Source organism: Streptomyces sp. SX-6 (assembly GCF_059089585.1).
This window is the reverse complement of the sequence record NZ_JBTHHU010000002.1, coordinates 71,744-92,118: the sequence shown is the minus strand read 5'-3', so window position 1 is coordinate 92,118 and position 20,375 is coordinate 71,744. Positions and strand designations below refer to the sequence as shown.

The following is a 20,375-nucleotide window of genomic DNA, read 5'->3' as shown; positions in this document are numbered from 1 at the left end:
TTCAGGAGAAAACCGCGTGGTAGCTCACCAGCATCTGTCGCGCCGCCGCCTGCTCGGTCTGGCGGCCCTGGGTGCCGCCGCACTCGCCGGCCAGACCACGATCGGCGCCGCCCCCGCCACGGCCGACGGCGACAGCGGGACGTTCGTCCCCGCCGTCGTGATCGGCACCGGCTACGGCGCGGCCGTCTCCGCGCTGCGCCTCGGCGAGGCGGGGATCCCCACACTGATGCTGGAAATGGGCCAGCTGTGGAACCAGCCCGGCCCGGACGGCAACATCTTCTGCAACATGCTCAGCCCCGACAAGCGCTCCAGCTGGTTCAAGAACCGCACCGAGGCCCCGCTCGGCAGCTTCCTCTGGCTCGACCTGGTCAACAAGAACATCGACCCCTACGCGGGCGTGCTGGACCGTGTGAACTTCGACCAGATGTCCGTCTACGTGGGACGCGGCGTCGGCGGCGGCTCCCTCGTCAACGGCGGCATGGCCGTGACGCCCCGCCGCGGGTACTTCGAGGAGGTCCTGCCGCAGGTCGACGCCGCGGAGATGTACAACCAGTACTTCCCGCGCGCCAACACCATGCTCCGGGTCAACCACATCGACCACGGCTGGTTCGAGGACACCGAGTGGTACAAGTTCGCCCGCGTCTCCCGTGATCAGGCCGGCAAGGCCGGTCTCGGCACCGTATTCGTCCCCAACGTCTACGACTGGGACTACATGCGGCGCGAGGCCGCCGGCGAGGTGCCGAAGTCCGCGCTGGCCACCGAGGTCATCTACGGCAACAACCACGGGAAGATGAGCCTCGACAAGACCTACCTGGCGGCCGCCCTCGGCACCGGCAAGGTCACCATCGAGACGCTCCACCAGGTGAAGCGAATCCGCCAGCAGAAGGGTGGCGGCTATGTCCTGACGGTGGAACAGAAGGACGCCAACGGCCGCCTGCTGGCCACCAAGGAGATCGGCTGCCGCCACCTCTTCCTCGGCGCCGGCAGTCTCGGCACCACCGAACTGCTGCTCCGCGCCCGGGAGACCGGCGACCTGCCCGACCTCAACTCCGAGATCGGCGCCGGCTGGGGCCCCAACGGCAACATCATGACCGCCCGCGCCAACCACATATGGAACCCCACCGGCTCCCACCAGTCCTCCATCCCCGCCCTCGGCATCGACGACTGGGACAACCGCGACAACCCCGTCTTCGCCGAGATCGCCCCCATGCCGGCGGGCGTGGAGACCTGGGTCAGCCTCTACCTGGCCATCACCAAGAACCCCGAGCGCGGCACCTTCGTCTACGACGCCGCCCGCGACCGGATGAACCTCCGCTGGACCCGGGACCAGAACGCCCCCGCCGTCAACGCCGCCAAGTCCCTGTTCGACCGGATCAACAAGGCGTGCACGACCATCTACCGCTACGACCTCTTCGGCGGCAAGGCCAAGAACTTCGCCGACGACTTCTGCTACCACCCGCTCGGCGGCTGCGTCCTGGGCAAGGCCACCGACGGCTACGGCCGCGTCTCCGGATACAAGAACCTCTACGTGACCGACGGCTCCCTCATCCCCGGCAGCATCGGCGTCAACCCCTTCGTCACCATCACGGCGCTGGCGGAACGGAACGTGGAGCGCGTCATCAAGCAGGACATCACCGCGTCTTGAACCGGAGGGGCGTCAGCAGTTCTTCACGTGACCAGATCGGGGCGTAGTCGTAGGCACGGGTGACTCTCATCGGTCATGGCCGGATATTACTGGGCGGAGGAGTTGGCTCGTGGTGGTGCGGTTGACGCCCGTCGGGGAGGACGTACTCGAGGCACTGCTCGCGGTGGCCGTCGCGGATGCCGCACCCGAGGAAGTGATGCCGCCGGTGGACGGCCCACCCGGCTGGACGGCGGACCGGCGCGCCGCGTTCCGCCGCTTCCACCGCGCCCGCTACCCGGGGCTGTGCGGAGTGCACCACACGGTCGCGTATGCGATCGAGGCCGACGGAGCGGTCGTGGGCATGGTGCGGCTGTCCCGGCGCGAAGCCGAGGGCACGGCGGAGACCGGCATGTGGCTCGCGCGCACGGCCCGGGGCAAGGGCATCGGCACCCAGGCGCTGCGGGCACTGCTGGCCGAGGCGGTCCGCGCGGGCGTGCACACCGTGCTCGCCGAGACCACGGCCGGCAACACCGCGGCGATCGGCGTGCTGCGGCACTGCGGAGCCGTGCTCGGTACGGGCACGGGCGCCGCGGTCCACGCCCGGATCCGGCCGTCCGATGACGCGCCATAAGACGGCATTAGAGGCGGATATCGATAACCGTATTCACCGGGGCCTGTTATTGATAATCGTCTCCATTGCAGCCTTTGATAATCCCGCCCACATGCGCTTCACTTCCCTCTGTTCATTCGTGACTCGATGGGGGTCTTCGTGAAACTGTGGCGCGCTCATGCCGACGGTGAAAACCATGCGCAACACCAGCACGGGCATGATCACGCCCACGATCACGACCATGGTGGCCATGGCCACGGCCATGCTCACAGCCATGGCGTGGCCAAGGACGCGGACCGCCGATGGCTGTCGATCGCCCTGGGGCTCATCGTCACGTATATGGCGGTGGAAGTCATCGTCGGTATTGCCGCGCATTCGCTGGCACTGATGTCGGACGCGGCGCACATGCTGTCCGACGCGGCATCCATCGTGCTGGCACTGGTCGCCATGAAGCTCGCCGCACGGCCGGCCCGGGGCACCTACACCTATGGCCTGAAGCGGGCGGAAATTCTCTCCGCCCAGGCCAACGGCCTGACCCTGCTGCTGCTTTCCGTCTGGCTGGCCTACGAATCCGTGCAGCGGCTGGTGAACCCGCCGGAGGTCCAGGGCACGCTGGTGCTGACGACCGCACTGACCGGAGTGGCCGTGAACATCGCCGCCGCGTGGTGCATGTCGAAGGCCAACCGCTCCTCCCTGAACGTCGAGGGCGCGTTCCAGCACATCATCACCGACCTCTACGCCTTCATCGCCACCGCCGTGGCCGGCGCGGTCGTGGTGTTCACCGGCTTCGCCCGGGCCGACGCCATCGCCTCGCTCGTGGTGGTCGCGCTGATGGTGCGCTCCGGCCTGTCCCTGGTCCGGGCCGCCGGACGGATCTTCCTCGAGGCCGCCCCCTCCGGGGTGCACCCGGACGCCGTCGGCGACCGGATGGCCGAGCAGGACGGCGTGGTGGAGGTGCACGACCTCCACGTCTGGGAGATCACCTCGGGCGACGTGGTGCTGTCCGCCCACGTCCTGGCCGAGCCCGGCGACGACTGCCACGCGGTGCGCCAAACCTTGCAGGACACCCTGCGCGACGAGTACGGGATCACGCACACGACGCTCCAGGTCGACCACGCCGACGACGTCCTTGTCGGCGTCGGTGCGGGTAGCCGGGCGGACCGGCACTGCGAGGAGCCGCACGGCACCGTGCACCACCGGGGGCCGCACGCCCACTGACGGCCCCGCGCCGCAGGCCGGCGGGCCCGGCCTCGTCTAATGTCACAGACGTGCTGTGCCCGCAAAGGCCGTGGTCATGACCACGCGATGGCGCGAGGAACGGACGCGCGACATGGTCGCGCAGTCGTCCCGCAGTGTCGCCTGGGTCAGACTCCTCATGATCGTCCCGCTCCTGTTCGCGGGAGAACAGCCCACGGCCGTCTTCTACGCCGCCGACTGGTTCCACGGCCTGCTCGGCCTCTACCTCCTCTGGTCCGTCGGACGGCTCGTATGGGTCCACCGCCACCCGGTGACCGGCGTACCCAGCGCCGCCGTCGCGCTCGCCGTCGATCTCACCCTGATCACCGCGCTGGCGGCGGCCTCCGGAGGCCACTCCTCCCCGGTCCGCTACGCCTACTTCATGTGGCCCATGGCCACCGTCCTGTGGCAACTGCCCAGGGTCACCGCGGTGTTCGGCGTGGTGTGCATGGCCGGCTACACCGTGATGTCACTGCCGGCCTGCTCGCCGTCCTGCATCGACGAGGCCTGGCCCGTCACCGTGGACGAGGCGTACCTGCTGTGGACCGTCGCGGCCTCCGTCGTGATCGCCTGGCTCCTCGCCCAGCGCACCCGGCGCGTCGGCGAACTCCTCGACACCCGCGAGCTGTTGCTGGACGACGCCCTGGACGCCGAGACCCGCGAGCGCGCACAACTCGCCGACGCCCTGCACGACGGAGCCGTCCAGAACCTGCTCGCCGTCCTGCACGACCTCGAGGAGGCCGGGGAGGAGCTCGAGGGGAACGCCCCCTCCGACGCTCTCACCCGTGCCGAGAGCGGCATCCGCGCAACGGTCGCGGAGCTCCGCGAGGCCATCTTCGACCTCCACCCGCAGGTCCTCCAGGCCGCCGGGCTGGGCGCCGCCCTCGAGGCCGCCGGGGAGCGGTTCGCCCGGCGCGGTGGCTTCACCGTCCACTACGACGTGCACCTGTCCGACCGCACCGGCCACGACTCCCTGCTCTACTCGGCGGCCCGCGAACTGCTCGGCAACGTGGTCAAGCACGCCCACGCCACCGAGGTATGGGTGAGCCTGGCCACGGACGGCGACGAGACCCTGCTGACCATCCGTGACAACGGCACCGGCTTCGACCCACGGATTCTCGGACAGCGGCTGCGCGCCGGACACGTCGGACTGACCAGCCACTACGTCCGCGTCGAAAGCGCAGGCGGCCGCTTCGACGTCGACAGCGCGCCCGGCGGCCCGACGACCGTAGAGGTCCGGCTGCCCAACACCGCCGCGGCACCGGCCCGGGACCGCTAGCCCATGCCCGGCACCCTCGCGGACCTCCTGCGCCCGCAAGGCCGGCCCCGGTACGCCGACGGCATCGCGGCGGGCGTGGCCCTGGCCGGTCCGCTTGTGGCCGGCATCCGCACCGGGCACCCCGGCATGGGCGCGTCCGTCGCGCTGCCCGCGGTGCTGATGGCGATGCCCCTCCCGGCCGGTGCCGGACTCGCCGAGCGGGCGCGCCGCCTGGCGGCCCGCGCCCTGTGGATCACCGCCGCGGGCGTCTACACGGCCCTGGCCGGAACCGGGGTGGCGGCCCTGGCACCCGGCGTGGCCGTCACCGCCCTCGCCGGAGCACTGCTGCCCCGCGTGGGCACCACGGGCGCCCTCGCCGTCCTGCTCGTCGGCATCACGGGCACCGGCAGCACACAAGCGGTGCCCGGGCTCCTCCAACTGACCGGCTGCGCATGGACGGCGGCCCTGCTCCTGCCCCGCCACCACCGCCCCGTCCCACCGGTGCGACAGGAACCACCCACCCCAGGGGATGTCCGCCACGCGACCCGGCTCGGCGTCCTGGTCGGCGGCGCCACCGCGCTGACCGGATGGCAGGGCTCGCTGTGGGGCGAAGGACACTGGCTGGTCACCTCGCTGCTCCTGACCCTGCGGCCCACCCGCGAGGAGACCCGGGTCAAGTCGCGGAAACGGCTGCTGGGCAACAGCCTGGGCGGGGTGGTCACCGCGGCGGTGCTGCTGCCCCGCCCCGGACCGGCGGTCGTGGCAGCCGTCGTCGGCGTGACCGGCGCCGCGGCCTACGCCTTCCGCCCCGCCAACTACGCGTACTGGGCAATCGCCTCCCCGCTGCTGCTCCTGCTCCTCTCCGACTTCGACAAACCCCTGCCCTGGTACGCCGTGGCCGTCCGCGTCGCCGCGAACCTGGTGGGCGGGTGCATCGCCGTCCTGGCGACCCGCCTGCTCTGGCCCGCCGCCGACCGCGAGTTGTAGGAACCGCACAGGACGGCCCCGGCAGCGCTGCACGGTCCCGGCGGTCCCCGCGAGCCCGTGATCGGTGAGGATGATCGGGTGCCCGAGCCCCTGAACCCCGCCGATCCCGCCTTCGCGCGCGACCCCCACCCGTACTACGCCCGCCTGCGCGCCCGAGGACCCGCGACACGAGTGGCGCTGGCGAACGGCACGCACGCCTGGTTCGTCACCGGCTACCGGCAGGCCCGTACCGTCCTCGCCGACCCCCGCTTCTCCAACATCCCGCCTCAGGCCGCGGGCCGCCCCAAGCCCGACTCCCCGGCGCAGCGCGCCCGCGGCTGCCTCGCCCGCCACATGCTCAACTCCGACGCCCCCGACCACACCCGGCTGCGCCGGCTCACCACCGCGGCCTTCACCCCGCGCCGCGTCGACGCGCTGCGCCCGCGCATCGAGACCCTGACCGCCGGCCTGGTGACCGAGCTGACGCGGCGCCTGGAACGGGAGGGTGGTGCCGATCTGGTGGACGCCTTCGCCTTCCCCCTGCCGGTGCTGGTCATCGGCGAGGTGCTGGGCGTGCCGGAGGCCGACCGGGACGACCTGCGGACGTGGACGTACCGGGTGGGATCGCCCGCCGACGCACTCGAGGCGGGTGCGGTCGAGGACGCGTGGACCCGGCTCCACGCCTACTTCACCGAACTCATCGGCCGCAAGCGGCGCACACCGGGCGACGACCTCTTCAGTACGCTGGTGCACGACGCGAGCGAGGGCGGCCTCGACGACGGCGAACTGCTCGCCATGGCCTTCCTGTTGCTGTTCGCCGGCTACGAGACGACGATGAACCTCCTCGCCTCCGCCACCCTGTCGCTGCTCACCCACCCCGATGAACTGGCCGCCGCCCGGGAGGGCGGCCCCCGGCGCTGGGCGGCCGTGGTGGAGGAGACCCTGCGACACGCCAGCCCGCTGGAGGGGACGACATGGCGGCGTACCACGGAGCAGGTGGACCTCGGCGGGGGAGCGGTGATCCCGGCCGGGGACTCGGTCCTGGTCGTCCTCGCCGCGGCGAGTCGTGACCCCGAGCACTTCCCCGACCCGGACGCGTTCCGGCCCGGCCGCCATCTGGCCGACGGCGCACGGCCCGCGCCCCACGCGGCGTTCGGCCACGGCCCGCACTTCTGCCTCGGCGCCCGCCTGGCCCGGCTGGAGGCGGCGATCGCCCTGCCACAGCTCTTCACGGCGCTGCCCGGCCTCCGCCTGGCCGCCGACCCGGCGGAACTCCCTTACCGGCCCGGCCTGTTGGTGCGCGGCCCCCGGGAACTCCCGGTCACGGCTTGACCTTGCCCCTGGGGCAAGGCCCAGCATCGGCCGTGCCGGGCGAGGCGCCCGGTGCGAGGAAGGAGCGGGCAATGGGGGAGCGGGCATGGGGCTGCTGACGATCGGGGCGTTCGCGAAGGCGTCCCGGCTACCGCCGAAAGTACTGCATCGCTCCGTAATGCTTCTGGTGCGCTCAGTGCATCGTCGGGGATGACAGCCAAATCCCCAACAACCCGAGTGGGTCTCGAACTTGCTCCGGCGGCCGGGAGGATCGTCGCCGGACAGGCATGACCTGTCAAACTCCCCGGAGCGATCCAGGGGAGAATCTCCCGGATTCATCCGGGAGAGAACTTCAAGATCCGGCGCAGCTCGAACAGGCCCTGCTGGGCGCGTGGCTGCGCAGGCTCGGTACGCCTCCATCCCGCATCCGGACCGTGTGCGGGATGGAGGCGGCCTGGTGCGCGAGAGCAACCAGGACGCGGTGTACGCGGGTTCGCGCCTGCTCGCCGTCGCGGACGGCTTCGGACCCGGCGGGGACCGCGCAGGAGCGGCGGCCATCGACGCGCTCAAGCGGCTGGAGCACGAGAGCGTCCCGGCGGGCAGCCTGCTCAACGTCCTCGAGGACGCCGTCGGGCAGGCCAACCTGGCTGTGCGCGGCGTCGCCGAGTCCGATCCGGCCGCGTCCGAGTATGTGGGCACGACGCTCACCGCGATGCTGTGGACCGGCTCCCGGATGGCGCTCGTGCACATCGGCGACTCCCGCGCGTATCTGCTGCGCGACGGCGAGCTCTTCAGGATCACCCACGACCACACCATCGTGCAGGCGATGGTCGACGAAGGCCGCATCACCCCGGAGGAAGCCGCCTCCCATCCCCAACGCGCCCTGCTCCTGCGCGCGTTGACGGGACAGGCCGGATGCTCCCCGGACACGCGCCTGCACGACGCCCGTCCGGGGGACCGCTATCTGCTGTGCTCCGACGGCCTGTCCGGCGTGGTCCCGGACGGCGAACTGCACCGCGTCGCCTCCACGGTCGCCGGCCCCGAGGAAACGGCGCGCGAACTCATCGCTCTGGCCAACCGCCTGGGCGGCCCGGACAACGTCAGCTGCGCGGTGGCGGACGTCTCACGGCTCGCTGCCTGAGCGGGTCCGTCGCCGGAGGAGGGGGCGTCGAGGAGCGGGCGCCGGTCCGCGTAAGGTGGCGGAATGACCACCCGTGCCTTCGATGCCGCCATGACCGCCCTCAGCGAGAACACCTGGCTTCCCTCGGGCGAGGAAGCGGCTCTGGGCAGGGACTTCTTCACCCGCCGGGACGCGCTCGGGCAGCGGCTGCTGCCCGGTATGCCCGAGTGCCCGGACCCCCAGGGGTGGGCGACGCAGCACGTGCTGTGGCTGGAAGACGTCGCCCGCCTCGCCCACGGCATCGTGGAGCTCTGGCGCGGATACCTGCCGGGCAGCCACATGGTGGCGCTGCTCGACACCTACGCGGACCAGGCCCGCATAGCCTCCCCGCTCGCGGCCCGGCTGTCCCAGGCATGGGACGCCGAGCGGCCGGACCCCTGCTCGCAGGAACAGACCGCCTGGTGGGAGCAGTGGCACCTCCCGGACGCCGAGCGCCAGGAGCTCGACGTGCTGACCCACCGTCTGATCACCATCGGCGCCATGCTGGTCACCGCCGTCGCCAGGGGAGAAGCGGGCAACTGACCGGCCGCGCCGTGTCCGCCCCGCGCCGCCGGGGTACGGCCAGGGCATGCCCGAACCGATCCTTTTCCCTTGCGGCCTCGCGCAGTTGACCGTCGTCCGTCACGGACAGAGCGAGGCCAACGCGCTGTTCGCCCGTGCCGATGACGTGCCGGTGCCGCCCGACCGCGCCGACGCCGACGTACCGCTGACACCGGAGGGCATCCGCCAGGCCCGCGCGGCAGGCTGCCGGCTCGCCGCCCTGCCCGTGTCCGCGCGCCCGGAACTGGTCATCTGCTCGCCCTATCTGCGGGCGCTGCGGACCTGGGACGCGATGGCCCGCCGGGCAGGGGAGCTGGGGTACGAGCCCCCTGCCGCACTCGTCGACGAGCGGGTGCGCGACCGCGAGACAGGCGTGCTGGAACTGCTGCCGCCGCACGCGGTCCGGCTCCACGCACCACAGGAGGCGGCCCGCCTCGAGCGCTCCGGCACCCGGTGGTACCGGCCGCCGGGCGGCGAGTCGCACGCCGATGTGGCCGTGCGCATACGGGATTTCCTCACCGAACTGCGCGACGGCGCCGCGGGGCGACGCGTCCTGGTCGTCTCCCACGACGCCGTCGTGGTGGCGGTCCGCCATGTCCTGGCCGGAATCGGCGGTCCCGTCCCGGACCCGGCACCCGTGCCGAATGCCTCGGTCTCACGCTGGGACGGCGACGGCCGGTACCTGCACCTCGCCGAATTCGGCGCGACCGGCCACCTGGAGGCCGGACCGGAGTGACGGGCTACGCCCGCACGAGGTTGTCGATCATCTCGTCCAGATGGCGCGTCAGTTCCTCGCCGGACGGCAGCGTCTCGCCCGTGACCTGGTAGAGCTGGGCGTGCCCGAGATACACCGAATAGCACAACAGGCCACGGCGCCGGGCCTCTTCGGACGGGAAACCCAGCTCGGTGAAGAGCTCCGTGAGATAGCCGACCCGCCGTTCGGTCACCCGGTGCAGGACCGCGGCCACTTGGGGGTGTCCCGAGGTGGCGAGCAGGGTGACCTCGAGACGGTCCTCGACTGCCCGGCCCACCGACAGCGCGAACAGAGCGCGCAGCCGCCGCACCGGATCCGGCTCCGCCGCCAGGGCCACGATCACCGCCTCGGTCCGCGTCTCCTGCCAGCGCTCCAGGGCCGCTTCGACCAGTGCGTCCCGGTTGTCGAAGTGCCAGTAGAAACTGCCCTTTGTCGTGCCCAGCCGGACCGCGAGCGGCTCGACCGCCACCGCCGCGAGCCCGCCCTCGCCGATCGCGGCGAGCGCGGCGTCGGCCCAGTCCATGGCCGTCAGCCGCCTGCGTTCGCCCCTCTTGGGGGACCTCTCCCTGTTCACCGTCACATCCGTACGCTACCGTATGGTCAAACATACGCAGGCGTATGGAGGGGGACATGACCGCAATCCGTAACGTTCATGAACGGCTCATCGAGGCGCCCGCCGAGGCGGTCGGCGCTCTCGTCGACCGGCTGTCCGCCGACGACGATCCGCTCTGGCCCAGCCCGGCCTGGCCCCCGATGCGCTTCGACCGACCGCTCGCCGTCGGCGCCGACGGCGGACACGGCTTTGTCCGCTACCGCGTCACGGCCCACGAGCCCGGACGCCGTGTGCGCTTCGACTTCACACCCCCGTCGAACGGTTACCACGAACTGACCGTCGAGCCCTGCGGCGACGGCCGCTGCCGGGTGCGGCACATCTTCGAACAGGTCCGGGACGGCAAGGACTTGGCGATATGGAACCTGCTCATGCGCCCCGCGCACAACACCGTCGTCGAGGAACTCTTCGACAACATCGAACGCGTCCTCACCGGAGGCCCGCGCAGGCCCGTCCGCTGGACCCCCTGGGTCCGCCTGATGAACATGCTGCTGTGGGACAGGCCCGTCGCGGCGGAGCTCCCCGAACACGCCCGGCTCGTCCGCACCGCCTTCGCCCGCACCGACTTCGCGGATGCCTGGCAACTGGCGCTCCGCCCCGGGATGTCCCGTGAACTCGGTTCCTGGCAGGCCGTGTTGTCCAACAGTGCCCTCCCCGTCGTGGCGCACGAAGGCGACGAGCTCCTGATGGGCCAGGACGGCCGGCATCTCGACTACCGGGCCTCCCTCCTCGTCGGCCCGGACAGCGTGACCCTCAGCTCCGTCGTCCGCACCCACAACGCCGCCGGACGGGCCTATTGGGCCGTCATCCGGCGGTTGCACCCGGTCGCGGCCCGCCGCGCGCTGCGCCGCGCGCACCGGAAGGTGGCACTGGATCAGCCCACGGGGATGCCCGGCAGCGCGGACCGCGTCGGCTCGATCTCGAAGAGCTCGTAAGTCGCCGCGCCCGTGCGGATGAACGGGTCCTCGGCCAGGATGGCCTCCAGCCGTTCGAGGTCCACGCCCCGCGCGAGGAACGCGCCGCCGGTACGCGGCACCCTGCGGCCGGCCAGGACGAAGACCCCGGCCTCGAAGAGCGGGTCGACATGCGCGTAGTGGTCGGCGAGCAGGGCGTCGATCCGCTCGAGCGGTACTTGATAGGTGAGCAGTACGAAGAACATGCCCACAGTCCATCAGGGCGCCGCGGGGCCGTCCACGACGTGTTTCCTCACATGTGTGAGGGTGCGGCTAAGGGCGGTTCCGCTGAGGCCCGGCCGCCAGGCCAGGGCCAGTCTGTGCCGTGGTGCCGCGTCCGCGAGGGGGCGCCAGACGAGCCCGTCGTCCGCCGCCGAGGCGGGCCGCAGAGCCACGACGCGTCCGCCGTCCGTCAGTTCGGCGAGCACGATCGAGCGCCGTGCGGCGGCGATGCGCAACCGGGGCTCCCAGCCGCCCGCACGGCAGGCCGCCAGCACCATGTCGTGGTAGCCCGGGGCGAACTCCCGCCGGAACCACAGGAGTTCCTCCTGCGCCAGGTCCGTCCAGCTCAGCGCCGCCCGTTCCGCCAGCGGGTGCGCCGCGGACAGCAGCACGCCCAGCGGCTCGTCGGAGACGACCAGGGCGTCCAGCCCGCCGGTCTCGGCCGGGAGCGTCACCAGGCCCAGCTCCGCCTCCCCGCGGCCCAGCCGGGCGAGCTGGTCGGACGTCGGTGCGGCGTCGAGCTCCAGCTCCGCCCCGGCGGCACGGGCCGCCGCGCGCAGCCCGTGGAGCAGCGCGGCCGGTGTGCCGGGCACCACGCCGGCGCGCAGGAGCGGCCGTTCGGCCGCGGCGGTACGGGCGGTGCGCAGTGCGCGGTCGGCCGCCGCCAGGACCGCGCGGGCCTCGGGGAGCAGGGCCTCGCCCGGCGCGGTCAGGGTCATCCCGGCCGGGGTGCGGACGAACAGCGCGGCGCCGACCTCGCGTTCGAGCGCCTTGATCTGCTGGCTGAGCGAGGGCGAGCTCAGCCGAAGCCGCTGCGCGGCACGCGTGAGGTTGGCCTCCTCCGCCACCGCGCAGAAGTACGTCAACTGCCGGAACTCCACGGCCTTTACCGGTGGGCGCGGATCAGCAGGGCGAGATGCTTGCCCGCGGTCAGCAGCGGCTCCTCGCTCTGCAGGACCTGAGCGGTCAGCTCGGCGCCCTCGAGGGTGTTGACGGTCGTCCGGGCCAGCTCGCGGGCGTCGTCCTCGGACATCCCGGAGGTGTGCAGCCGCTCCGCGACCAGGTCGCACCAGTGCTGGATGGCCTCGGCGCAGGCCCGCTGGATGTCCGGGGAACGGCCCAGTGTCTCCAGGGCGGTGGCCGTGACCGGGCAGCCGTCCGTCCAGCCGGACTCGCGCAGGGCGCGGGCGAGCAGCCGGGTGCAGGCGAGGACCGCCTCGGCCGGATCGCCCTCGGTGCCGAGCCCGTCCCGCAGGATCCCGGCGAACTCCTCGTCGCCGTGGCGGATCGCCGCGACGGCCAACTCCTGCTTCCCGCCCGGGAAGAAGTGGTAGACGGAGCCGAGCGTCGCCTGTGCCTCGCGGGAGATCTGCTTGATGCCCGTGCCCTCGTAGCCCTGGCGCTGCAACAGGCGCGACGCCGTCCGCACGATCCGCTCGCGGGTGCCGAGCGCGGCTTCTCCGTCGGGGGCGGCGTCGCGCCGCGGTGTGGTCTGCACCCCGCGAGCGTACCGGATACCGGATAGAGCGCTCGTTCTAGTTCCTGTGCTACGTTTCCGATCACTGGATAGAGCGATCGTTCTAGCCGCATCCGCGGCCAGTCGTATCCACAGGAGGGGAACTCATGAGCAAGCAGGCAGTCACCGTCATCGGACTGGGCCCCATGGGGCAGGCGATGGTCACCGCGTTCCTGGAGAACGGCCACCCCGTCACCGTATGGAACCGGACCGCGGCCAAGGCCGCCCCGCTGGTCGAGCAGGGCGCCGTCCTCGCGTCGTCGGCCGAAGAGGCGCTGGCGGCCAACGAGTTGGTGGTCCTGAGCCTGACCGACTACGACGCCGTGTACGCGATCCTCGACCCGGCCGCCGCTGCGCTCGCCGGCCGGGTCCTCGTCAACCTCACCTCGGACACCCCGGACAAGGCCCGCGCCGCGGCGGCCTGGGCCGCCGGGCACGGGGCCGAACACCTCACCGGCGGCGTGCAGGTCCCGCCGCCCCTGATCGGCAAGCCGGGTGCGTCCACCTTCTACAGCGGTCCGCGCGAGGTCTTCGACGCCCACCGCGAGACCCTGGAGGTGCTGACCGAGGCCGACTTCCGCGGCACCGACCCGGGCCTCGCGGCGATGTACTACCAGGCGCTGATGGCCATGTTCTGGACGACCATGCTCAGTTGCTACCAGGCGTTCGCCATCGCCGGTGCCCACGGCGTCACCGCGGGGGAGATGCTGCCCTACGCGTCCAGGATCACGGCGATGATGCCGCACTTCCTCCAGACCTACGCCCCGCACATCGACGCCGGTGCCTACCCCGGCGACGTCGACCGGCTGGCGATGGGCGCGGCGAGCGTCGGCCACGTCCTGCACACCGGCAAGGACGCCGGGGTCGACACGACGCTGCTCGAGGCGGTCGACGCCGTCTTCCGGCGGGGCATGGCCGCGGGCTTCGCGGAGAACAGCTTCTCCAGCCTGATCGAGGTGCTCAGGAAGCCCGCGGCCTGACGGGGCTTCAGGCCGCGGCCGCCTCCGCGCGCAGGTCCTCCTCGGAGGCGCCGAGGCGCCAGTAGCCGGTGAAGGCGACGTGCCGGCGGTCGAGGCCGCGCTCGCGGACGAGGTGGCGGCGCAGCGTCCGTACGGTCCCGGCCTCGCCCGCGATCCAGCAGTACGGGGTGGTGCCGGGCAGCGCGGCGGAGCGGACCGCGTCGGCGAGGCCGGCTCCTTCGCCGCGGACGAGCCAGGTGATGTCGGCGTCGGCCCGGGTCGGCAGGGGCTGGATGTCACCGGCGTGCGGGACCTCGATCCAGACCGCGGCCGGGGTGCCCGCGGGCAGCCAGTCCAGGATGGCCGCGGCGGCGGGCAGCGCGGTCTCGTCCGCGGCGATGAGGACCGCGTCCGTACCGGCCGCCGGGCGGAACCCGACGCTCTTGTTGTCCGGGACGGCCGGGCCGAGGAGCATGACGCGGTCGCCCGGCCGGGCCGAGGCGGCCCAGCGGGCCGCCGGTCCGGCCGCCGCGCCGGGGTCCGCGGCGTCCACGCCGTGCAGGACGAAGTCGACGTCGATCTCATCCGGTTCGCGGCGCTGCTCGCGCACCGTGTACGAGCGCATGACGGCGCGCGCCGCCGGGTCCATGGCACGCCACCGCGCGAACCAGCCGTCGCCCGCCTCGACGGGGACGACCGGGGCCTCCTGGCCCGGGTGCGGCAGGAAGAGCGAGAAGCTCTGGTCCCGCCCGCCGCTCGCGAAGTCCGTCAACTGCTCACCGGCGAAGGTGATCCGGACCAGGGACGGTCCGAGGCGCGAGCTCCGTACGACATGCGCGTCGAAGAAACGGAACGGGCTGGTGGCGGTGGTCATGCCGGGTTCTCCTTCCGCGAACGGTGGGGGATCAGAGCTTCTTGGCGCTCTCGACGGCCTTGGCGAGGCTCTCGAGGAGCGGGGCGGAGCCCGCGTAGCTGAAGCGGGGCACGGACTGCCAGGGCGTGATCTGGCCCGCCTTGACCGCGGGCAGCTCGGACCACGCGGGCTTGGCGGCGAGGTCCTTGGGCTGCAGGGCGGTGCCGCGGTTGTCGAGCAGGACGAGGTCGGCCCGGTACTTGCCGGCGTTCTCCCAGCTGAGGCTCTCGAAGTAGCCCTGCTTGTCGGGCTTGTCGGGGACGATGATGTCGACGCCCAACTGGCGGAAGTACATCAGGTCGGAGCTGACCTCCGGGTTGGAGGCGTAGAAGAGGTCCGCGCTGCCGGAGGCGGCCAGCACCTTCAGCCCGCCGTTCGCCTTGGCGGCCTTGCGCACCTTCTCCGCCGCGGCCTCGAAGCGGGCCTTGGCGTCGGTGACCTTCTTCGCCGTCAGGTCGGCGCCCAGGGAGGCGGCGAGTTCGGCGTAGCGCCGGACAGGCTCGGTGAGAGGAACCCGGGCGGTACGGATCGCGACGCTCGGCGCGAGCCCCAGGATCTTCTTGCTGCTCTCGTCCGGCACGTACCACAGCGAGTCCGGCTCGTACATGTGCGTCACCAGCAGCTCGGGGCGCAGGGCCGCGTACTTCTCGATGCTGAACTCGCCCCAGACGTTGCCCAGGATCTCCACCTTGGAGATGTCCAGGTCGCCGGCCTGGGGGTCCGCCTTGCCGTCCTTCTGCTTCGTCTCGCCGAAGACGCCGACGAGCTGCTTGTCGAGCCCGAAGTCGTGCAGGGCGGCTGCGGTGCCGGTGAAGGCGACGATGCGCCGCGGGGCGGAGCGGGTGGTGACCTTCTTCTTCCGGTCGTCGGTGAACGACCAGGAGCCGCCCTTGGTGTCGCCTCCGCCGGAGCCCGAACCGCCGCTCCCGCCGCAGGCGGTGAGCAGGGCACCCAGGCCGAGGGCGCTTCCGCCGGTGAGCAGGGCGCGGCGGGAGAGATGGACGTTTCCGGCAAGTGACATGGAAGTGACTCTCGTACGCAAAGGGGGCCCGAAGGCTTGGAACATGGTTAGGTTAACCTAACCTTAGTCTTGTTCGTGGTCGGGGTGGTTCGCCGCCTCGGCCCCTACCGGAGTCCGTACGTGTCCTTGACCAAGTCACCGCAGGCCATGGGGGGTTCGCCGACGGCGTCGGCACCCCGGGGGCGGCCACCCGGCGGGCGCAGCGCAGCACGCGTCGCCGGACTGCTCGGCTCCCTGCTCCTTCTCCTCGCCGTCCTGGCGCTGAGCATCTCCGTCGGCGCCAAACAGCTCTCGCCCGGCGAGGTCTGGCACGGCCTGACCGACCCCGGCGCGAGCGCGTACCTCCAGGTGCACCGGATGCGGCTGCCGCGCACCCTGCTCGGCCTGCTGGCCGGCACCGCACTCGGCCTCGCCGGCGGCGTGATGCAGGCCCTGACCCGCAATCCGCTGGCCGACCCCGGCCTGCTCGGCATCAACGCCGGCGCCTCCGCCACCGTCGCCTCGGGAGTCGCCTTCCTCGGCGTCACCTCCTACAACGGGCAGGTGTGGCTCGCCTTCGCCGGCGCGGGTGCCGTCTCGGTGCTCGTGTACCTCGTGGGCGGCGGCCGCGGCGCGAGCCCCGCACGGCTCGCGCTCGCCGGGGCCGCGCTCAACGCCACCCTCTACTCCTTCGTCAGCGCGGTGATGCTCATCAGCACCGACTCGCTCGACAAGATGCGCTTCTGGACGGTCGGTTCCCTCGCCGGTGCCTCGCCCGGCACGGCCGCCCGGCTCGCGCCCTTCGTCGCGGCCGGACTGCTGCTCGCCCTCGTGCTGGCCCGCCCGCTCAACGCCCTCGCGCTGGGCGACGATCCGGCACGGGCGCTCGGCGCCCGCCCCGCCAGGGTCCGCGCGGCCGGCCTCGTCACGGTGACCCTGCTGTGCGGCGCGGCCACCGCGGCCTGCGGGCCGATCGTCTTCGTCGGCCTCATCGTGCCGCACCTCGTACGGGCCGTGACCGGCCCCGACCTGCGCTGGCTGCTGCCCTACTGCGCCGTGCTCGCCCCCGTGCTGCTGCTCGGCGCCGACGTGCTCGGCCGGGTACTGGCCCGCCCCGGCGAACTCCAAGTGGGCATCGTCACCTCGGTCCTGGGCGGCCCGCTCTTCCTCTACTTCGTCCGGCGACGGAAGGCGGTACGGGCATGAGGACTGCCGGCATGAGAACCCTGCGAACCCCCGGCGGGATCTCCCTGCGCTACCGGCCGCGCGCACTCGCCGCCGGAGCCGGATGCGCACTCCTGGCCCTGGCCATGGCGGTGCTCGCCCTCGGCAGCGGCGACTACCCCCTGAGCCCCGGCCAGGTGCTCACCGCCCTCGTCGGCAACGGCACCCCGGCCGACGACTTCGTCGTCAACGAACTGCGGCTGCCCCGCGTCGTCACCGCCCTCCTGGTCGGCGCCGCACTGGCACTCGCCGGAGCGGTCTTCCAGTCGCTCGTGCGCAACCCCCTCGGCAGCCCCGACGTCCTCGGCTTCACCCACGGCGCGTCGGCCGGGGCGCTCGCCGTCGTCGTCGCCGGCGGCGGCAGCGCCGCGCTCGCCGGCGGAGCCGTCGCCGGCTGCCTGGCCACCGGCGTGGCGGTGTACCTCCTGTGCCGGCCGGGCGGACTCCACGGCTACCGGATCGTCCTGATCGGCATCGGCCTCTGGGCGATCCTCTCCGGCGTCAACGGCTACCTGATGACCCGCACCACGCTCACCGACGCCGCACGCGCGATGCTGTGGCTCACCGGCAGCCTGGACGGACGCGGCTGGGACAGCGTGGCACCACTGCTCGCCACCCTCGCGGTCCTGGTGCCCGTGGTGCTCCTCGGCTGCGAACGGCCGCTGCGCATGCTGGAGATGGGCGACGACACCGCCAATGCCCTGGGCGTGCCCGTCCGACGGCTGCGCCTCGCCCTGCTCACGGCCGCCGTCCTCCTGGTCGCCGTCGCCTGCGCCGCGGCCGGACCGGTGTCCTTCGTGGCCCTCACCGCACCCCAGCTCGCACGCCGGCTGACGAACGCGCCCGGTCCCAACCTGCTGCCCTCGCTGTGCATGGGCTCGGCCCTGCTCGTCACCTGCGACTGGCTGGCCCAGCGCGTCGTCCCCGGACACCAGTTGCCGGTCGGCGTGGTCACCGGCGTCCTCGGCGGCGGCTATCTGGTGTGGCTGCTGGCCGCACAGCGCAAGGCGGGCCGCATATGAACACGCCGCATATGAACCACTTGACGACACCTGACAACGGAGCACACGACATGGAGCACGACGCGGCGGCACGCCTGACCGGGAACGGGCTCACCCTCGCCTACGAGCAGCGCACCATCGCCGAAGGCCTGACCGTGGCCATACCCGACCGGTCCTTCACGGTCATCGTCGGCCCCAACGCCTGCGGGAAATCCACCCTGTTGCGCGCCCTCTCCCGGATGCTCAAGCCCGCCGCCGGGAACGTCCTGCTCGACGGGCAGGACATCGCCTCGCTGCCCGCGAAGAAGCTGGCACGCACCCTGGGACTGCTCCCGCAGTCCTCCGTCGCGCCCGACGGCATCACCGTCGCCGACCTCGTCGCCCGCGGCCGCTACCCCCACCAGAGCCTGCTGCGCCAGTGGTCGGACGAGGACGAGCGCGTCGTCGGCGAGTCCATGGCCGCCACCGGGGTGGCCGACCTCGCGGACCGCCGCGTCGACGAACTCTCCGGCGGCCAGCGGCAGCGCGTGTGGATCGCGATGGCGCTCGCCCAGCAGACACCGCTGCTCCTGCTGGACGAGCCCACCACCTATCTCGACATCACGCACCAGATCGAGATCCTCGACCTGTGCGCGCGCCTGCACGAGGAACAGGGCCGCACCCTGGTCGCCGTGCTCCACGACCTCAACCAGGCCGCCCGCTACGCCACTCACCTCATAGCGCTGCGCGGCGGGCAGGTGGTGGCGCAGGGCACGCCGGACGAGGTGGTGACCGCCGAGCGGGTGGAGGAGGTCTTCGGCCTGCGGTGCCGGGTGATCCCCGACCCGGAGACCGGCACCCCCCTGGTGGTCCCGGCCGCGCGACAGCGTGCGGTGGCTGCCGTGTAGCGGCGACGAAGACACAGACGAATCCGGCGAACCGGGGACCGGTTCGCCGGATTCGTCATACCGGGCGGACGAGCCCGGCACACGGACTCCGCGGAGCGGCTACTCCGCACTCCGCGCCGCACGGCGCAGCAGCAGGGCCGACAGCCAGCCGCCCAGGAACACGGCCGCCGCGCCCACCAGTTGGGCGGTGCTCACGCCGGAGGCGAACGCATCCGTGATCCGCGCCCGCTCCGCGGCCGTCCGCGCCGCGGCCAGCGCGTCCGGCAGCGAGTCCGAGGCGAAGCGCGAGCCCAGGACCGCGCCGAGGACGGCGACCCCGAGCCCGTAACCGCACTCGCTCAGCGTGCCGTTGACACCCGCGCCCACACCGGCCTTCTGCGGCGGAATCGCGGACATGATCGCGTTGTGCATGGTCGGCAGGGCGAGCGCGATGCCGGCGCCCATGAGGACCAGCCCGGCGAACATCGCACCGTACCCGCCGGAACCCAGCACGGCGACCGCCGCCAGCCCCGCGGCCAGGGTGGTCATGCCGCAGGCGATGGTGAGCGGAGTGCCGAGGCGGGCCGCCAGACGGGCGCCGACGCCGGACAGGTTGACCACCAGGACCGTCAGCGCCAGGGGAGCGGTGCGCAGACCGGCCTCCAGCGGCTCGTATCCGAACACGAACTGGAGGTCCTGGGTCAGCAGGAACATCGAACCGCCCAGGCCGAAGGCGACGAGGACGCCGCCCGTCACCGCCCCGATGAAACGTCGGTCGCGGAAGAACCCCATGTCCAGCATGGGATGCGGCACATGACGCTCCCAGGCCACGAATCCCGCGAGCGCCGCGAGACCGACCGCGGCCGAGAACAGCACCTCGCCGGACAGCCAGCCGTGCCCGGGGCCGGAGATGATGGCGAACACCACCGCGCTCATGCCCACGGTGGACAGCAGCGCGCCGATGAGGTCGGGCGGGGAACCGTCCCGGTTCCTGGACTCGGGGATGAACACGGCGGCAGCGGCGAGGCCGACGAGCACGACCGGGACGTTGACCAGGAAGATCGCGCCCCACCAGTAGTGGTCGAGCAGCACGCCACCGATGAGCGGGCCGACCGCCGCGCCCAGCGAGTTGACGGTCGCCCAGATGCCGATCGCCCTGGGGCGCTCGGCATCGTCGAAGACCTGGACGACGACGGCGAGCGTGGTGGTCGTCAGCAGGGCCCCGCCGACTCCCATGCCCGCCCGCGCGGCGATCAGCTGGCCGGGGCTGTGCGCGAAGGACGCGGCGACCGAGCCGAGGCCGAAGACGGCCAGGCCCGCGAGGAGCATCAGCCTGCGGCCGTAACGGTCCGCCGCGTTGCCGGAGGCGAGCAGCAGACCGGCCTGCACGAGCGTATAGGCGTTGATCATCCACTGGATGTCGGCCGTGCTCGCCCCCAGTTCACCGGACAGGGACGGTATCGCGACACCGAGGACGGTGTTGTCGAGCAGCACGGTGAGCTGCGCGAGGCAGATCACCGCGAGGATCAGCCACCGGGTGGGGTGGGCTGTCGTGGCAGGGGCGGCGGCCACGGCAGGCATAGGGACTCCTGGAGGGAAAAGAGGAGGGGACCGGCCCCGCCACACGGGCGG

At 72.3% G+C, this 20,375-nt stretch carries 21 protein-coding genes and 1 pseudogene; 14 read left to right on the top strand and 8 right to left on the bottom strand.

Annotation, left to right across the window (positions count from 1 at the left end; translation table 11 throughout):
• The first annotated feature begins 16 nt into the window (after positions 1-16).
• Both ACV530_RS02980 and ACV530_RS02975 read left to right on the top strand, forming a co-directional pair.
• The gene (locus tag ACV530_RS02980) at positions 17-1,645 is read left to right on the top strand and encodes a GMC oxidoreductase (RefSeq protein ID WP_494330620.1); all 1,629 of its coding nucleotides are present in this window, start codon (positions 17-19) and stop codon (positions 1,643-1,645) included.
• A gap of 109 nt (positions 1,646-1,754) precedes the next feature.
• The gene (locus ACV530_RS02975; protein WP_494330619.1) at positions 1,755-2,255 is read left to right on the top strand and encodes a GNAT family N-acetyltransferase; all 501 of its coding nucleotides are present in this window, start codon (positions 1,755-1,757) and stop codon (positions 2,253-2,255) included.
• 33 nt (positions 2,256-2,288) lie between these two features.
• Here the strand turns inward: ACV530_RS02975 and ACV530_RS02970 are convergent, their stop codons facing one another.
• Positions 2,289-2,504, bottom strand: a complete 216-nt coding sequence (locus ACV530_RS02970; protein WP_494330618.1) for a hypothetical protein — start codon at positions 2,502-2,504, stop codon at positions 2,289-2,291.
• A 9-nt stretch (positions 2,505-2,513) separates the two neighbouring features.
• Between ACV530_RS02970 and ACV530_RS02965 the strand changes: the two genes are divergently transcribed.
• The 7 genes and pseudogenes from ACV530_RS02965 to ACV530_RS02935 all read left to right on the top strand — a co-directional run bounded on the left by ACV530_RS02965 (position 2,514) and on the right by ACV530_RS02935 (position 9,461).
• Positions 2,514-3,452: a cation diffusion facilitator family transporter gene (locus ACV530_RS02965; RefSeq protein WP_494330617.1), complete on the top strand. Its 939-nt coding sequence runs from the start codon at positions 2,514-2,516 to the stop codon at positions 3,450-3,452.
• Positions 3,453-3,528: 76 nt separating this feature from the next.
• Positions 3,529-4,749, top strand: a complete 1,221-nt coding sequence (locus ACV530_RS02960; protein WP_494330616.1) for a sensor histidine kinase — start codon at positions 3,529-3,531, stop codon at positions 4,747-4,749.
• A 3-nt stretch (positions 4,750-4,752) separates the two neighbouring features.
• The gene (locus ACV530_RS02955) at positions 4,753-5,715 is read left to right on the top strand and encodes an FUSC family protein (protein ID WP_494330615.1); all 963 of its coding nucleotides are present in this window, start codon (positions 4,753-4,755) and stop codon (positions 5,713-5,715) included.
• A gap of 78 nt (positions 5,716-5,793) precedes the next feature.
• A complete protein-coding gene (locus ACV530_RS02950) occupies positions 5,794-7,026 on the top strand; it encodes a cytochrome P450 family protein (RefSeq protein WP_494330614.1) in 1,233 nt (410 codons plus the stop codon).
• 266 nt (positions 7,027-7,292) lie between these two features.
• A pseudogene (locus ACV530_RS02945) lies at positions 7,293-8,146 on the top strand (PP2C family protein-serine/threonine phosphatase).
• Between the two features lie 63 nt (positions 8,147-8,209).
• Positions 8,210-8,707 carry a hypothetical protein gene (locus ACV530_RS02940; RefSeq protein ID WP_494330613.1) on the top strand — a complete coding sequence of 166 codons (498 nt, stop codon included), beginning with the start codon at positions 8,210-8,212 and terminating at the stop codon, positions 8,705-8,707.
• Positions 8,708-8,753: 46 nt separating this feature from the next.
• Positions 8,754-9,461, top strand: a complete 708-nt coding sequence (locus ACV530_RS02935; RefSeq protein ID WP_494330612.1) for a histidine phosphatase family protein — start codon at positions 8,754-8,756, stop codon at positions 9,459-9,461.
• A 4-nt stretch (positions 9,462-9,465) separates the two neighbouring features.
• Here the strand turns inward: ACV530_RS02935 and ACV530_RS02930 are convergent, their stop codons facing one another.
• Positions 9,466-10,059: a TetR/AcrR family transcriptional regulator gene (locus ACV530_RS02930; RefSeq protein ID WP_494330611.1), complete on the bottom strand. Its 594-nt coding sequence runs from the start codon at positions 10,057-10,059 to the stop codon at positions 9,466-9,468.
• A 50-nt stretch (positions 10,060-10,109) separates the two neighbouring features.
• On the opposite strand from ACV530_RS02930, the gene ACV530_RS02925 reads away from it, so the two are divergent.
• Positions 10,110-11,024 (top strand): DUF2867 domain-containing protein, encoded by a 915-nt coding sequence (locus ACV530_RS02925; protein ID WP_494330610.1) that lies wholly within the window; start codon positions 10,110-10,112, stop codon positions 11,022-11,024.
• On the opposite strand, the gene ACV530_RS02920 is transcribed toward ACV530_RS02925, so the two are convergent.
• The 3 genes from ACV530_RS02920 to ACV530_RS02910 are packed head-to-tail and all read right to left on the bottom strand — an operon-like array spanning position 10,964 to position 12,762.
• Positions 10,964-11,248: a YciI family protein gene (locus ACV530_RS02920; protein ID WP_494330609.1), complete on the bottom strand. Its 285-nt coding sequence runs from the start codon at positions 11,246-11,248 to the stop codon at positions 10,964-10,966. The two genes, ACV530_RS02925 and ACV530_RS02920, sit on opposite strands and share 61 nt — an antisense overlap.
• Before the next feature lie 12 nt (positions 11,249-11,260).
• Positions 11,261-12,130 (bottom strand): LysR family transcriptional regulator, encoded by an 870-nt coding sequence (locus tag ACV530_RS02915; protein ID WP_494330608.1) that lies wholly within the window; start codon positions 12,128-12,130, stop codon positions 11,261-11,263.
• 20 nt (positions 12,131-12,150) lie between these two features.
• Positions 12,151-12,762 (bottom strand): TetR/AcrR family transcriptional regulator, encoded by a 612-nt coding sequence (locus ACV530_RS02910; RefSeq protein WP_494330607.1) that lies wholly within the window; start codon positions 12,760-12,762, stop codon positions 12,151-12,153.
• A gap of 125 nt (positions 12,763-12,887) precedes the next feature.
• Between ACV530_RS02910 and ACV530_RS02905 the strand changes: the two genes are divergently transcribed.
• On the top strand, positions 12,888-13,760 hold the full coding sequence (locus tag ACV530_RS02905) for an NAD(P)-dependent oxidoreductase (protein ID WP_494330606.1): 873 nt from the start codon (positions 12,888-12,890) through the stop codon (positions 13,758-13,760).
• A 7-nt stretch (positions 13,761-13,767) separates the two neighbouring features.
• On the opposite strand, the gene ACV530_RS02900 is transcribed toward ACV530_RS02905, so the two are convergent.
• Positions 13,768-14,613: a siderophore-interacting protein gene (locus tag ACV530_RS02900; RefSeq protein ID WP_494330605.1), complete on the bottom strand. Its 846-nt coding sequence runs from the start codon at positions 14,611-14,613 to the stop codon at positions 13,768-13,770.
• A 31-nt stretch (positions 14,614-14,644) separates the two neighbouring features.
• The gene (locus ACV530_RS02895; protein WP_494330604.1) at positions 14,645-15,673 is read right to left on the bottom strand and encodes an ABC transporter substrate-binding protein; all 1,029 of its coding nucleotides are present in this window, start codon (positions 15,671-15,673) and stop codon (positions 14,645-14,647) included.
• Positions 15,674-15,793: 120 nt separating this feature from the next.
• Here ACV530_RS02895 and ACV530_RS02890 point away from each other — a divergent pair, with 120 nt between their 5' ends.
• Genes ACV530_RS02890 through ACV530_RS02880 form a run of 3 tightly spaced genes read left to right on the top strand, consistent with a single transcriptional unit; the run spans position 15,794 to position 18,764 of the window.
• Positions 15,794-16,858: a FecCD family ABC transporter permease gene (locus tag ACV530_RS02890; protein WP_494330603.1), complete on the top strand. Its 1,065-nt coding sequence runs from the start codon at positions 15,794-15,796 to the stop codon at positions 16,856-16,858.
• A gap of 11 nt (positions 16,859-16,869) precedes the next feature.
• Positions 16,870-17,898 carry a FecCD family ABC transporter permease gene (locus ACV530_RS02885; protein ID WP_494330602.1) on the top strand — a complete coding sequence of 343 codons (1,029 nt, stop codon included), beginning with the start codon at positions 16,870-16,872 and terminating at the stop codon, positions 17,896-17,898.
• A 50-nt stretch (positions 17,899-17,948) separates the two neighbouring features.
• Complete coding sequence (locus tag ACV530_RS02880; RefSeq protein WP_494330601.1) at positions 17,949-18,764, top strand: ABC transporter ATP-binding protein; 816 nt, start codon at positions 17,949-17,951, stop codon at positions 18,762-18,764.
• Positions 18,765-18,863: 99 nt separating this feature from the next.
• Here the strand turns inward: ACV530_RS02880 and ACV530_RS02875 are convergent, their stop codons facing one another.
• Positions 18,864-20,324 carry an MFS transporter gene (locus tag ACV530_RS02875; RefSeq protein ID WP_494330600.1) on the bottom strand — a complete coding sequence of 487 codons (1,461 nt, stop codon included), beginning with the start codon at positions 20,322-20,324 and terminating at the stop codon, positions 18,864-18,866.
• Positions 20,325-20,375 lie beyond the last annotated feature (51 nt).